This window comes from Glutamicibacter sp. GQ173, assembly GCF_059759215.1.
This window is the reverse complement of the sequence record NZ_JCAXDT010000004.1, coordinates 154886-168766: the sequence shown is the minus strand read 5'-3', so window position 1 is coordinate 168766 and position 13881 is coordinate 154886. Positions and strand designations below refer to the sequence as shown.

11 protein-coding genes, 1 tRNA gene and 1 other RNA gene are annotated in these 13881 nt (G+C 59.3%); 8 read left to right on the top strand and 5 right to left on the bottom strand.

Annotated features, from left to right (window positions below; genetic code table 11):
* The first annotated feature begins 170 nt into the window (after positions 1 to 170).
* Complete coding sequence (locus AC6CHO_RS08490; RefSeq protein ID WP_498214748.1) at positions 171 to 1520, top strand: amino acid permease; 1350 nt, start codon at positions 171 to 173, stop codon at positions 1518 to 1520.
* 71 nt (positions 1521 to 1591) lie between these two features.
* Here the strand turns inward: AC6CHO_RS08490 and AC6CHO_RS08485 are convergent, their stop codons facing one another.
* Complete coding sequence (locus AC6CHO_RS08485) at positions 1592 to 2314, bottom strand: YoaK family protein (RefSeq protein ID WP_498214616.1); 723 nt, start codon at positions 2312 to 2314, stop codon at positions 1592 to 1594.
* 129 nt (positions 2315 to 2443) lie between these two features.
* On the opposite strand from AC6CHO_RS08485, the gene AC6CHO_RS08480 reads away from it, so the two are divergent.
* Positions 2444 to 3133: a DsbA family oxidoreductase gene (locus AC6CHO_RS08480; RefSeq protein ID WP_498214615.1), complete on the top strand. Its 690-nt coding sequence runs from the start codon at positions 2444 to 2446 to the stop codon at positions 3131 to 3133.
* Positions 3134 to 3152: 19 nt separating this feature from the next.
* Here the strand turns inward: AC6CHO_RS08480 and AC6CHO_RS08475 are convergent, their stop codons facing one another.
* Positions 3153 to 3779: a LytR C-terminal domain-containing protein gene (locus AC6CHO_RS08475; RefSeq protein ID WP_498214614.1), complete on the bottom strand. Its 627-nt coding sequence runs from the start codon at positions 3777 to 3779 to the stop codon at positions 3153 to 3155.
* A 72-nt stretch (positions 3780 to 3851) separates the two neighbouring features.
* A complete protein-coding gene (locus tag AC6CHO_RS08470) occupies positions 3852 to 4163 on the bottom strand; it encodes a type II toxin-antitoxin system VapB family antitoxin (RefSeq protein WP_075972394.1) in 312 nt (103 codons plus the stop codon).
* 555 nt (positions 4164 to 4718) lie between these two features.
* Between AC6CHO_RS08470 and AC6CHO_RS08465 the strand changes: the two genes are divergently transcribed.
* The gene (locus tag AC6CHO_RS08465; RefSeq protein ID WP_498214613.1) at positions 4719 to 5759 is read left to right on the top strand and encodes an isopenicillin N synthase family dioxygenase; all 1041 of its coding nucleotides are present in this window, start codon (positions 4719 to 4721) and stop codon (positions 5757 to 5759) included.
* A gap of 108 nt (positions 5760 to 5867) precedes the next feature.
* Here the strand turns inward: AC6CHO_RS08465 and AC6CHO_RS08460 are convergent, their stop codons facing one another.
* Together AC6CHO_RS08460 and AC6CHO_RS08455 are read right to left on the bottom strand one after the other, a co-directional pair.
* Positions 5868 to 6233 carry a VOC family protein gene (locus AC6CHO_RS08460; RefSeq protein WP_498214612.1) on the bottom strand — a complete coding sequence of 122 codons (366 nt, stop codon included), beginning with the start codon at positions 6231 to 6233 and terminating at the stop codon, positions 5868 to 5870.
* 129 nt (positions 6234 to 6362) lie between these two features.
* A tRNA-Ser gene (locus AC6CHO_RS08455) sits at positions 6363 to 6450 on the bottom strand.
* Between the two features lie 188 nt (positions 6451 to 6638).
* Here AC6CHO_RS08455 and AC6CHO_RS08450 point away from each other — a divergent pair.
* The 5 genes from AC6CHO_RS08450 to recR all read left to right on the top strand — a co-directional run bounded on the left by AC6CHO_RS08450 (position 6639) and on the right by recR (position 13747).
* Complete coding sequence (locus AC6CHO_RS08450) at positions 6639 to 8171, top strand: HNH endonuclease signature motif containing protein (RefSeq protein ID WP_498214611.1); 1533 nt, start codon at positions 6639 to 6641, stop codon at positions 8169 to 8171.
* Positions 8172 to 8280: 109 nt separating this feature from the next.
* An RNA gene (ffs, locus tag AC6CHO_RS08445) (signal recognition particle sRNA small type) lies at positions 8281 to 8377 on the top strand.
* 28 nt (positions 8378 to 8405) lie between these two features.
* Positions 8406 to 9326 carry a tRNA glutamyl-Q(34) synthetase GluQRS gene (gene gluQRS, locus AC6CHO_RS08440; protein ID WP_498214610.1) on the top strand — a complete coding sequence of 307 codons (921 nt, stop codon included), beginning with the start codon at positions 8406 to 8408 and terminating at the stop codon, positions 9324 to 9326.
* Between the two features lie 9 nt (positions 9327 to 9335).
* Positions 9336 to 12869: a DNA polymerase III subunit gamma and tau gene (locus AC6CHO_RS08435; protein ID WP_498214609.1), complete on the top strand. Its 3534-nt coding sequence runs from the start codon at positions 9336 to 9338 to the stop codon at positions 12867 to 12869.
* Between the two features lie 80 nt (positions 12870 to 12949).
* Complete coding sequence (recR, locus tag AC6CHO_RS08430; RefSeq protein ID WP_498214608.1) at positions 12950 to 13747, top strand: recombination mediator RecR; 798 nt, start codon at positions 12950 to 12952, stop codon at positions 13745 to 13747.
* Positions 13748 to 13881: the final 134 nt, after the last annotated feature.

The window sequence follows — 13881 nt, the reverse complement described above, 5'->3', positions numbered from 1 at the left end:
CGTTCCGCGCATCAAAGCCCAATGAGAACATAGGATTTTCTCGGCTGATTCCTGTATCCAACGGTTTCAGGCCCAGATCGAATGCACCCGAATAGGATCCGAGCAATACTATCGTGACCGATATCAAGGCCTCACTGGCCCGTGGGCTCACGGCCCGCCACATCCGCTTCATGGCCCTGGGCTCAGCGATCGGAACGGGCCTGTTCTACGGCTCCTCCTCCGCTATCCAGGCCGCCGGACCAGCCGTCCTCTTTGCGTACATGATCGGCGGCGCAGCCGTCTTCATCGTCATGCGCGCCATGGGCGAGATGGCCGTGAAGCATCCGGTGTCCGGATCTTTTGCGCACTACGCTTCGCGCTACCTGGGCAATTTCGCCGGCTTTGTCACCGGCTGGACCTTCAGCTTTGAAATGGCCATTGTGGCCATCGCCGATGTCACCGCCTTCGGCATTTATATGGGCTTCTGGTTCCCGCAGGTGCCGCAGTGGATCTGGGTGCTGGCCGTGGTGCTGCTGATCGCCTCCATCAATCTTATGAAGGTCAAGGTCTTCGGTGAAACCGAATTCTGGCTGGCGATCGTGAAGGTCACCGCAATTATCGCGATGATCGTCGGCGGCGCGGCCCTGATCATCTTCGGCTTCAATGCCCCGGACACCGGCACCGCCACCGGCTTCGCCACGCTGATGAGCGCCGGCACCTTGTTCCCCAACGGGTTCATGGGCCTGCTGCTGTCCTTCGCGGTAGTGATGTTTGCCTTCGGCGGCATCGAAACCATCGGCATCACTGCGGGCGAGGCCGATGATCCATCCACCTCGGTGCCCGCCGCGATCAACACCGTGCCCTGGCGCATCCTGCTGTTCTACGTGGCTTCGCTGGCTGTGGTCATGATGCTCTTCGACTGGCGCCAGATCGACGGTTCGGCTTCACCGTTTGTGCAGATTTTTGATGGCCTGGGACTGCCTGCTGCGGCACATGTGCTCAACGCAGTGGTCATCACCGCGGCCATTTCGGCGATCAATGCCGATACCTTCGGTGCCGGGCGCATGCTCTACGCGATGTCCGTCGCCGGCCATGCTCCGAAGTCCTTCGGCCGGGTCTCCCGCCACGGCGTGCCGTGGATGACTGTGGTCATCATGGCCATCGTGCTGCTGGCCGGAGTGGTGCTCAATGCCCTGTTGCCAGAGGCGCTGTTCACCATCATTGCCTCGATCGCGACCTTCGCCACCGTCTGGGTCTGGATCATGATCCTGTCCTCCTATCTGGCCATGCGCCGGCAGGAAGCCAAGGCTGGGCGCGACGCCTCGCTGCCTCGCGAGTATGCTGTGCCGGGAGGAACCATCGCTGTGTGGGCGGCCCTGATCTTCATGGCCCTGGTCGTGGTCCTGCTGGCACTGAGCGCCGAAACCCGCGTGGCCCTGTACACCGGAATTGCCTGGCTGTTGTTGCTGGGCGTGCTGTACAAGGTGCTGGTGCGCCCGGCGGCCGCGATCAGGCAGGATAGCGATTCGTTGCAGGGCTAGTCCCGCGTTTTTCGCTTCGGCGTCTGGCTTCATTCATGAGGCTGGGCGCCGTTGCCGTATCTGGATGTTTCCTAGTCGATTCGCTGCCGGTCTGTGTTGGCAGTTGCAGGTCCTGAGCGTGGATCGGCCTTGGCACGCAGTTCCTGGAACAAGGCCAGGGTGGCCCAAAGGAGCATCCCCGCTCCGACAATCCAAAGGCTGCCCAGGCCCAAATGGAGGTAGGCGAATACGCCACCGAGCGATCCCACCGTGATCATGGCCCACAGCACCGCGTAGCGAAGCCATAGCAACCGATTGACCCCCTGGTTGGAACCTGTCACCAGCCCAAGGATCGCGCCGCCGAGGGCCTGGCCGAGCTTGACCAGCGTGCCGGTCATATAGGTCAGTCCCAAAGCGACTTCGCCAGAACGCGTGTAGGACACGTTCACTACCCCCATGGCGGCCGACAATAAGAGTGCTGTGGCGTTCGGCTGGACGGTTCCGGTCGCAGCGGCAGCCAGGAGCAATCCGGCACTGAGGTACATGGCTAGCGGCCTGCGCAAAGCAGCCAGAGATGAAGTCAACAGGGTCGCGATGACCACGCCAACGACAAAGCTTGCCACCAATGACATGGCATTGATCCACCCCGTGAGATCACCGGTCATCAGCGCCGCGGAAGAACGCGTGGAGTTCCCGGACATGAACGACAAGAAATAGCCGCCAAAGTGCACAAATCCGACGCCGTCCACAAACCCTGCCATTGCGGTGATGGCTCCGGCAAAGAGGATTCCGCCCCAACGAAGATTCTTTGCCATATGCACCGCTTTCTCTAGATGCCCGTTATCCCGGACCCCGTTGTCTCGTTCCCAGTATTCCAGCGTTTGGCAGTGGCCGGTTCGCTGGGGTTGCGGAATGCATTTCAGTACAAAGTTGTTAGCTCAAGTATGAGTGAAATTATTAGCGATCAGCCTGCCGAGTCCAAGCGCTTACGCGTCGACATCTTCTCCGATATCGCCTGTCCCTGGTGCTTCATTGGCAAGCGCCGCTTTGAGCAGGGCGTTGAATCTTTTGAATATTCGCAGAACGTCGATGTGTACTGGCATGCCTACCAGCTGGACCCATCCTTGCCCGATAACTATGACGGCAGCGAAGCAGAATACCTGTCGAAGATGAAGGGGTTGGATCAGTCGCAGGTCCAGCAGATGCTGCAGCATGTAACCGCCCAGGCTGCAGAAGAAGGCCTGGCATACGACTTCGAGAATCTCAAGGTAGCCAATTCCTTTACCGCTTTGCGTGTTCTGGAGTACGCAAAGCAGCACGGGGCCGGCAATGAGATGAAGGAATTGCTGCTGTCGGCGCACTTTGAAAAGGGGCTGGACACAGGGAATGTTCAAACCCTGCTGGAGCTGGCTGGATCGTTGGAACTTGATACCCAAGAACTGGGTGCGCAGATCGAAGCCGGTGCTTATGCCGAGGAAGTCAACGCCGATATTTCACAGGCCCAGCAGCTTGGAATTAGCGGTGTTCCATTCTTCGTGCTCGACGGAAAGTACGGTATTTCCGGTGCACAACCGGCTGAGGTCTTCTCCAACGCATTGACCCAGGTCTACGCGGAGAACGTACAGGCCCAGTAGGTCCGGACTTCCAGCTTGGCTACTCCGCCGGCGCGCACACCAGCTTGCCGGCGGACCGATCCAGCTTGCGGTCTTTTTGCAGGCCCTCGAATTTCTCGCCGACCGCCAGGTCTACCGTCGAACCCCACTTTTCCGGGTCGAAGATGAACACCGATCCGGGTACCTGGCGTTGGACGGTGAATGCCTGGGCGTAGCCGTCTGGCCCGGCAATGACAGCGCCGATCGTGCCAGAAAGCGAAGTCCAGCCCGAGGTCAACGACGAGATCTTAAAACCGCGTTCTTCCAACGACTTTGCGGTATCACCAGCGAGTCCGGCAATATTCGTCGTATTAAGCACCCGGATCCTGAAGCTCTGCGGGTCCTGGTATGAGAAGTCCACCTCAGGGCATTTCACGTTCTCAATTTTTGCCGGAGCCGACTCTGCGGTTTCTTCAGTCGTAGCTTCTGCTCCCGGATTCCAGTTTCCGGTAACAATGAGCAGTGCGCCCACGGTTACGGCTATGACAAGAACTGCCATCACGGTAAACACCGCATTTTGCCGTCTGCGCGCACGCTTCTTGGCCTTGCGATCCGAGCTGAAGCTCAGGTCTTGCTCATCAACAATATGCGCCCCGTGCCATTCGCCCGGGTCTTCGCGTTCACGCATCTTCCCACCTAGCTCCGGGTAGCCTGTGGCTACGACTAGCTGAGGAGAACCACCTCGTCATCCTCGTGGCAGTTAGCTTATCGAATCGTCGTCCAAATCCAATATCCGTGCATGTATTACAGAGCGATGATGAAGCGCAGAACGTAATGCACGGTGCACACCGTCTTCTAGATACAAAACGCCGTCATATCGAACGACGTGAGGGAACAGGTCACCGTAGAATGTGGAATCTTCTGAGAGCAGTGCTTCCAGATCAAGAGTGGATTTGGTAGTAACCAGCTGATCCAGCTTCACCTGTTGCGGGGGCAATTCGCTCCAGTCGCGAGAGGAGACCAGCCCATGTGCCGGGTATGGTCGGCCGTCACCTACTGCTCGAAATATCACCTTTCAAGCATAAGCTCCGAGTATTCAGATCGTTGGAATTAACTGCTGCACGGGCAGTGCGTACTTGGACAAGTAGTAGCCGCCAGGCCCAGTCGCCGGTTGAACCCAGCGGCCGCATATGAACCCACGGGCCATCACTCGGCCATTGTTGGAGAGCCGCCGGAAAGCTCCTGCCGTTCCACATTCCAAAAACGCGGGCAGTCCTGGCATTGAATGGGCCTGCCACCGTGAACCTCGGGTAACAATCACCGAACCAAGTTGCCGTTGCACGACGTCAGCCACGGCTGCGTCCAGTTACAAGGATCCAGCAGCACGTCATTCTTGAACAGCCCAAGGACCCGCATCGTATGCTGTATACGCACTGGGATAGTTGCGCCTTTTTGAGCGCTGGCAGGTACCCGTCTCGGATGATTCAGATTCCTCGCCAATGGCGGAAAACCGAATTATGGACCTCATTTTATTTCTTCGCAAGGATTGTGACATCGCGAGAAACTTGGAGGAACCGGGCGTAACTTAGGCTGGTAACAATCCCTTCATAAGGTGCACTCTGGGGATATGAAAAACGTAGTCACCGAGATCCCAGTCCTCGACATTTCTACCTCGCGCAACGCAGACGGCACCTTCAATGAAGATTTCGTCGCTGCACTTCGTGACGCGGCCCATCGTGTTGGATTCTTCCAGATCGTTGGCTACAGCTCCCAAGAAGGCCAAGACCAAGAGCTGCTGGACACCATCGCCGAGTTCTTCAACAAGCCGGTCGAGCAGAAGATTAAGCTCGACAACCGCAATAGCGCCCAGTTCCGCGGCTACACCCGCATGGGCACCGAGATCACCCGCGGCCGCGCCGACGCCCGCGAGCAGATCGACTACGGGCCCGAGCGTGAAGCCCTCGCTGTAGTGCCAGACGACAAGCCCTACCTGAACCTGCAGGGACCTAACCAGTTCCCAGAAGATTTCCCACAGCTCGAAGACCGTGCCATGGCTTGGGCCGAGCTGATGAACAAGACTGGACATGAGCTGCTTTCAGCCATTGCCGTGGGCCTGGGGCTGCCCGAGGACCATTTCGATGAGCCTTTTGCCAATACCCCTTCGTGGATGGGCAAGCTGGTTCACTACGTATCCGGCGATGTAGTTCCCGAGTCGGGAAACCAAGGTGTTGGCCTGCACGCCGACTACGGCTTCGTAACCCTGTTGCTGCAGGACCAGGTCGGCGGGCTGCAGGTGCAGCCATACGGCCAGGAAAAGTGGATTGAGGTTCCGCCAACTCCGGGCGCGCTGGTCGTCAACCTCGGCGAAATGCTGGAGGTCGCCACCGATGGTTACCTGATGGCCACCATTCACCGCGTGATTGCTCCACCTGCCGGCGTTGACCGCTACTCCGTGCCGTTCTTCTACTCGCCACGGCTCGACGCGGTCATCGACAAGGTCGAGCTGCCCGCAGAGCTGGCTGCCCAAGCCCGTGGCGTCTCAGATGACCCGGAGAATCCAATGCTGGCTTCGTACGGCGCCAATGTACTCAAGGGCTGGTTGCGCGCTCACCCACAGACCGCTGCAATCCACTACCCAGAAGTCGTCAAAGCCAAGAAGAGCGCATAGCTCGACCGGCTCCCTCCACGCGAGGAGGCGAACTAGGAAGACCTGTAGGTCCCGGCTCGAAATTATTCTTCGAGTTGAGGCCAACAGGTCTTTCTTGTTTTTATCGGCTCAATCACTGCCAGCGAGGACAGAAAACTCGTTGCCTTCAGGATCGGTAAGTACCACCCACGTCACGTCATCATCCTGTCCGACGCCTGCGTATGTGGCTCCCAAGGACAGCAAGCGGTCGACTTCTTGCTGCTGCTCAGTTCCACGCGGCCGGACATCCAGGTGCAGCCTGTTTTTGATCGATTTCTGCTCCGGAACCTGGGCGAAAGTCAGAACAACGGATGCGCCGCCGTCATTTTGCGGACCAATGCTGACTAATCCAACTTCTTCTTCTCGTACCACGTAGTCCAGCACTTCGCACCAGAAACGAGCTAGGAGCATTGGATTTGCGCAATCCACCGAAATCTCGCTCAATACACTTGCCATGGTCCTGCCTCGTCAAAAGATTGGTCGTCAATTGATTCGGATCATACCGGGAAATATTCGCCCGAACTCAGAAGGCAAAAAAATAATGCCTTGGTTCATCATTTCCATGATGAACCAAGGCATTAAAATTGGCGGAGGATAGGGGATTTGAACCCCTGAGGGCGTTAACCCAACACGCGTTCCAGGCGTGCGCCATAGGCCGCTAGGCGAATCCTCCTCAGTTTGCTCCGAGGAGCAGGATCCAGCATATCTAAATTCTCGCTCAATCACGAATCGAGAGTTCTCTTGCCGTTTCCGGCACCACCATTTAAGCCATTCTCCCCTGAAATCCAGTGATTTCAGAGGATATACCCACCCCGCAACTTTCCGGTTCCGCCCCTCAAATGAGCCACGATACTGCTATTCATGAGCAAAAGAGAGGTATTTCACAGCAGCGATGATCCTCGACGCCTGCACATTGGCCCTCCTGGACAACGCACCACACCGGGAGATTTTGGTCTTTGGGCTGCGAATCTGGATCAAGATAACCTTTTTGCGCAGATTGCCGCCACGGCGCGACAGCTCTACGACCGGTTGCCTGCACTCACAACCAACCGGGGCCTGGGAACGCTTAAAATCGTGTCCCGGCTACGGAGCATGCTGGACGCTGCTGAAGCAGCAGTATTGGCGGACGCGTATGAACATGCGGTGAAAGAGTCTTCAGCCCAAGGCAGCCAAGACCCACTTATCCAGACGCCAACTGACGGGCTTCAAGAACAGTCATCCCAGTACTACGGCATCAACCCTTCGGAAGAAACGGTCATTCGTTCTTCGTTTGTAGCCGAGGCTGCCATGGCGCTACGAGCCTCCGAGGCGAATGTTCGAGACCGATTGTTCATCGCAGAAGGCTTACGCCACCTTTGTCCTGAAACTCTTGAAGAGCTAAGTCGCGGAGAGATCACCACCAGAACGGCTCAAGAGATCGTCAAACAGTCCCAGGATCTTGAGCCGGAAGATGTACGGCATATGCAGCAAACCCTGTTGCCCATTGCCCGGACCGCCTCGGATGCCGCCGTTGCCCACAGGGCTCGCAAGATCCACGAGCGCCTTCACCCTCGCCCTATTGAAGAACGGCATAAGAAAAGTGCTGAAGACCGAAAGGTCACCTATTGGAACGAACCCAATGGGATGTCCGTGATCCAGTTGTACATGCCTGCCGAAAATACTCTGAGCATCATCAACACCGTTAATTGGCATGCCTCGCAACACGATGATCCCGAGGATGAACGCACCGAACAGCAACGGCGCCTGGACATCATCTGTGATGCACTCATTGACGGATGGCCAGCTGGCGGGGGCACTCCGCTCAAGGCACGAGTTGCGGTGACCATTCCCGCCCTCGAGATGCTGGCCGATCCCCAGTGTGCTCTGGCCGATCTGGAAGGCTACGGGCCCATACCTATCGGAACCGCGTTACGCATTGCCAAGGATGCCCCATCTTTCATGAAGGTACTCACCGACCCGTGGTCTGGTGCCGTAATAGATGTTGGCCGTGAGAAATACCGGCCGTCCAAGGCCCTGCGCGATCTACTGCGCAGCCGGGATATTTGTTGCCGTTTCCCTGGCTGCAACCGTCCAGCGGAGACCTCTGAGATCGACCACATTGATGCTTGGGCCAACGGCGGGCACACCTCTCGGACCAACACCCACCTTTTGTGCAAACGGCATCAGATGTTCAAACACGCCTTGGGGTGGCAAGCCACCTACCTGGCCGATGGATCCGTGAACTGGCGTTCCCCGCATGGCGTGGTTTGCATCGAACTTCCGGGCAGTGTCACCAATGTGCAGAATTTCGACTTTGAAAAAGAGCAAACGCCGATGCTGCCGACAGTTCAACTCAATGACAGAGTGCGCAAGGTACTCGGATGGCTAGAACCAGTCGACGGGGAAACAAGATGAAGTTTCACGCCCGGATTCGCCACTTAGTTTCTTGTTTTACATTCAGGGCCTGAGAGCAAGCGCACGCTGCCCGATTTTTATCCAAGCACCACCCTCGGGTAGTATTTTCGGTGACCCCTCGTGTGGTGTCATCCTGTTGAACTCCCCCAGGACCGGAAGGTAGCAAGGGTAGATGGGCTCTGGCAGGTGCATGAGGGGTCTTTACTTTTTCACGCAAGCCGAAGGGGAGTCCACGTGGGCGCTGGCCGTTTCGCCCCTAGCCCTTCGGGGCCACTCCACCTCGGCAATTTGCGCACGGCGGTCCTAGCTTGGCTCTTCGCTCGTTCCACGCAACGTGATTTCTTGTTGCGCATTGAAGATCTTGACCGGGTCCGCTCCGGCGCCGAAGCCCTCCAAATCTCCGAGCTGGAGTCCCTGGGCCTGCAATTCGACGGTTCACTCTTGCGGCAATCCGAACGCCTGCCAATTTACTTCGACGCCGTAGAACAGCTCAAAAAGCAGGACTTGGTGTTCCCCTGCTTCTGCTCTCGCAAGGACATCGCCGAAGCTGCCAGCGCGCCGCATGCAGCACCCGGCGCCTACCCGGGTACCTGCCGGGACCTGAGCCCGGCCGAACGTGAAGCCAAGTCACAAAACCGTCCTGCCGCCTTGCGCCTGCGCACCGAGGTAACCGAATTCTCGGTTCACGACCTGCTGGCTGGCGGCTATGCCGGCGTAGTTGATGATTTTGTCTTGGTTCGAAATGATGGTGCTCCTGCCTACAATTTGGCCGTCGTGGTCGATGACGCGCTCTCCGGAATTGATCAAGTTGTGCGTGGCGATGATCTGCTCTCTTCCGCGCCACGACAGGGGTATCTGGCAACGCTCTTGGGCTACGACGTTCCGGAATACGCCCACGTCCCGCTCGCTCTGAATACCAAGGGCCAGCGCCTAGCCAAGCGCGATGGTGCTGTAACACTCGAAGAGATCACCGAACATGGGGTACATCCAGCCGATGTTGTGGCGATTTTGCTAGAGTCATTGGGCTTGCCCAGCACGAGTTTGCTGGCAGCCCTGGAAGCTTTCGATCCGGTGAACTTGCCCCGTGAGCCGTGGATCGTAGAACCTGAAAATATCGTCCAACAGCTGATGCCCCCGGCATCACGCAACCGATAGGGAACCGGTGTGAGTACAGCGCTATATCGCAGGTATCGTCCCGATACGTTTGCCGACGTCATCGGACAAGAACACGTTACTGCTCCCCTGATGACGGCTCTGGAGAAAAACCGCGTTAATCACGCGTACCTCTTCTCCGGCCCACGCGGTTGCGGCAAGACGACTTCCGCCCGAATCTTGGCGCGTTGCCTGAACTGCGAGCAGGGTCCAACGCCGGTACCTTGTGGCACCTGCCCTAGCTGTGTTGAGCTGGCCAATGGCGGCCCGGGCTCGCTGGATGTTATCGAAATTGACGCTGCCAGCCACGGTGGCGTGGACGACGCCCGCGACCTGCGTGAACGGGCAACTTTCGCGCCGACGCGCGACCGCTACAAGATCTTCATCATCGATGAGGCCCATATGGTGACCGCTGCAGGCTTCAACGCCCTGCTGAAAATCGTTGAAGAGCCACCAGCGCACATCAAGTTCATCTTCGCGACGACCGAACCCGAGAAGGTTATCGGGACCATTCGCTCCCGTACCCACCATTACCCCTTCCGCCTGGTTCCGCCTGAGGCCTTGTTGGCGTACCTGCAGGTTTTGTGCGAGCGCGAACATGTTGCGGTAGCCGAGGGTGTACTTCCGTTGGTTATCCGTGCAGCTGGCGGTTCGGTCCGCGATACCCTCTCGGTTCTTGATCAGCTGATGGCTGGTGCCCGTGAAGGAACACTGGAATACGAAACCGCCATTGCCTTGCTGGGCTATACCCATTCGACTCTCCTGGATGAAGTGACCCTGTCGCTTCACGAGGCTGACGGCGCTGGGCTCTTCGGCGCCATTGACCGCATCATCCAGACCGGTTTGGATCCACGACGCTTTGTTGAAGATATTCTTGAACGCTTCCGAGATCTGATCATTGCCAAGGCCATGCCCGAGGGCCTGGAAAAGATCCTTCGCGGTGTTCCCGAGGACCAGTTGGAGGCCCTGCATCTGCAAGCTGGCCTGGTTGGCGCCGGCGAGCTTTCGCGGTGGGCAGATGTCACCAACAAGGCGCTGAGCGAGATGACCGGCGCCACCTCTCCTCGTTTGCACTTGGAATTGCTAGCAGCCCGATTGATGTTGCCGGGTTCCGAGAACTCGGTGTCTTCCTTTGCCGCACGATTGGATCGCTTGGAACGCCACGCGATGAGCGGTGGCGAGCTTCCAGCACTTGACGTTGACCAGACCGCCGATTCGTCGGCTTCGATGGGTGCAACGCCGAATCCTGGTGCTGCTCGCCAGGGCGCGGCTGCTGTGCGTGAGGCACTGGCCGCCGCCAAGGCCCGCCGCGAGGGCGTGGCCATGCCAGCACCAGGACTAGAGCCTGCCCCAGAGGCGCAAGCGCCGGCTGAACAGCCAGCGCAACCAGTTCAGCAGCCCCAGGCCGAACCTGTTCAGGAGCGGCAGCCAGGTCAGCAGTCCCAGGTTCAGCCTGTTCAGGCCCAGCAGCCTCAGCCACCTCAGGAAGCTCAGCAGGCTGCAACCAAGGAACAGCCGCAACCTGCCGACGATGATCCTAATGCGCCGCTGGACCCAGATGCGCAGTCCTCGCTGAACACTGGCGAAGCTGCAGATTGGGGTGCGACATGGGGTCCGAAGGACGATAGCTTCTCGGTGACCACCGAAGTTCAGCCAGGTCCAAGTGTTCCTGCAGCCCGCCCTGAAGGTGTTGCGCCTTTCAGCCTGGTTCCAGATCCTGCCAGCGGCGAAGACCTGTCATTTGGCACCGGGGTTTCCATCGATGATGTCAAGCAGAATCCGGCCATGGCCGAATTCGCTCGCAAGGCTGCCGAGTCTCGTGCCCAGCAGCCGGCTGCTCCCGCGCCTCAACAGCAGGCACCCGTTGAGACTGCTCCCACAACCCAGGCTCCGGCTCCGGCTCCGGCACAGCAACCCAGCCAGGCAGAACTCGATGCGCAGCGCCAGGCGGCGCAGCAAGCTCAAGCACAGCAGGAGCTGGCTCAGCAAGAGCAGGCACAACGAGAAGCCCAGGAACGTGCCGCTCGTGAACAGGCACAACGCGAGCAAGCCGAGCGTGAAGCTCAGGAACGTATTGCGCGCGAAAAGGCAGAACGCGAAGCCCAGGAACGTGCTGCCCGCGAGCAAGCTCAGCAACAGCAGGCTCAGCCGGCTCAACAGCAAGCGCAGCAGCCTGGCGCAGGTTCCCCTGTAGTGAAGTTCCAGCAGGCTTGGCCAATGATCCTGCAGCAGTTGCAGGGAAGCTCCCGAGTTCTGCATTCCATGGTGGCAACCTATGGTTCTGTCGCTGGTTTTGACGGTCGCACGCTCACCTTGGCGTTCAGCAACACCGGTCCAATCGTGAACCTGCGCAACCGGCCGGATTTGATGAACACCCTGACCGGGGTCGTTTCGCAATTCGCCGGCTCCCCCATAGAAGTAGTACTCACCGAAGGCGGTTCCAACCCAGCTGGCGGTGGTTCCCCAAAAGGTGAGCGCCGGCCACTCCCGGCGCAAACCCCAGCACCAACCAAGTTCACCAAGGCTGCAACTTCTGCTGGGGTAGCTGCGCGTGCTGCTGCGCGCGCACAAGCCGCCGCCCCGGCGCCTGCTGCCAGCACACCTCCGGCCGCCTCGCCAGTGGCACCGCCACCAGCAACGCCGGATGCAAGAGCCACCGACGGCTACGCCAGCTCCTACGATGACGTGCCACCACCCTATGACGAGCCGTTCATGGACGAGCCGCCGTTCCCGGATGATCCGTACTACTCGCCAGAACCGGTAGCTGCACGCGAACCCCAGCGCCAGCCTGAGCCGGCCCAGCCTGTTCAAGCCACTGGGCAACCCGCGCAGGCAGCTGTTGCTCAAGAGCCTCAGCAGTCAAGCGCGCCACGCAGTTTTGGAGGCCCTCCGGTAGCACCGAAGCCTCGGCTGACTGCTGGGCTCAGTGCCCGGCAGGCTGAAGTTGGCACGCCGAATATTCCACGTCCGGTCTCGAGCACGCCGCTGCACCCGCAGAGCACCACGGACTCGTTCCAGGCCTTGGCCGTTCGCGAAAGCGAAGAACCAGCGCGACAGGTTCACGCGCCGGTGGCCCCGCGGTCATCGGCTGATCCGGCGCCCGCTTTGGAACCGGAACCTCAGGTTCCGGCCGCCGAAGCACCACAGCAGCATGCCCAGCCGCCTGCTCCGGCAAAGCCCGCACCAGCGCCTGAAACCGCTCCGGGCTGGGGCGCTCCGCAACAGGAGACGGCAACGTCCAACGAGCCGGCCGCGCCAGCCGCAGGCCAGCGCATGAGCCGCTATCAGCAGCTGATGAACCAGGCCAAGAGCTCGCCTAGTGCGCCGGCACCCGCGCAGACTGCCGGTGGGTGGGGTGGACCAGCTGCGGCGCCTGGCGCTGCGCAGAATCAGGAGCCCGAGGAGTTTGTCCCCAGCGACGATGACATCGAGGTCGAGGATTCCGCGTTGATCGGTGTTCCCGCCGTGGAACGACTGCTCGGCGGCATGGTCATCGAGCAGCGTGATGTGAACGGGAATGTCGTGGAAATCAAGCGCAGCCTGTAGCGGAAACCACGGCATCCTGTCGGGGTGAGACACTAGGGTGTAACAGGGAAGATTCCCAGCAAAGCAGAAAGAAGGCGCACGTGTACGAAGGTGCTGTACAGGAACTGATCGACGAGCTCGGTCGCTTGCCTGGCATCGGCCCAAAGTCGGCTCAGCGCATTGCCTTTCACATTCTTGACGCCGATGCCGAGGACATGACGCGGCTGGCCGCGTCCATCCAGCTGGTGAAAGAGAAGGTCAAGTTCTGCGAGATCTGCTTCAATATCTCGGAGCAGGAGATCTGCGCCATCTGCCGCGATGAACGCCGCGATGGAACCAAGATCTGCATTGTCGAGGAATCCAAAGACGTGATGGCCATTGAGCGCACCCGCGCGTTCGGCGGCAAGTACCACGTGCTCGGCGGCTCGATCAACCCGTTGGCCGGCATCGGCCCGGAGCAGCTGCACATTCGCGAATTGGTCACGCGCCTGGCCGACGAGTCCATTACCGAATTGATCCTGGCCACCGACCCGAATCTCGAGGGCGAGGCCACCGCCGTGTACCTGGTGCGCGCGCTGGCTCCCCTGGGCATCCGGATCACCCGCCTGGCCTCGGGCCTGCCGGTGGGCGGAGACCTGGAATATGCCGATGAAGTCACCCTGGCACGGGCCTTCGAAGGCCGTCGCACCGCCGGGTCCAGCGCGTCGAACGCGCGACGTCCGGCTCCCGCAGCCGAAGATGCCCAAGAATCTGGAAAAGCCGAAAATGCTCCAAGCAAGGGTCCTGCCACCGAGCCCAAGCTCTTCAGGGCCGTTGATCCGGCGAAAACCCCCAAGGCTGGCGACGGCAGCCCTTCGCACCCGGTAGTTCCAGAGATGGATAACCACCGCAGCCGATAAGCCTTTTCCTGGCACACCCCGCACTCCCTTTACCGAAGGGATATGCGGGGTTCTCTTTTAATGCCGTTTTCCCTCGGGATATCGGTGTGCAATGAAACACCATAGTTGATACTAGTCAACTATTCTCGTATAGT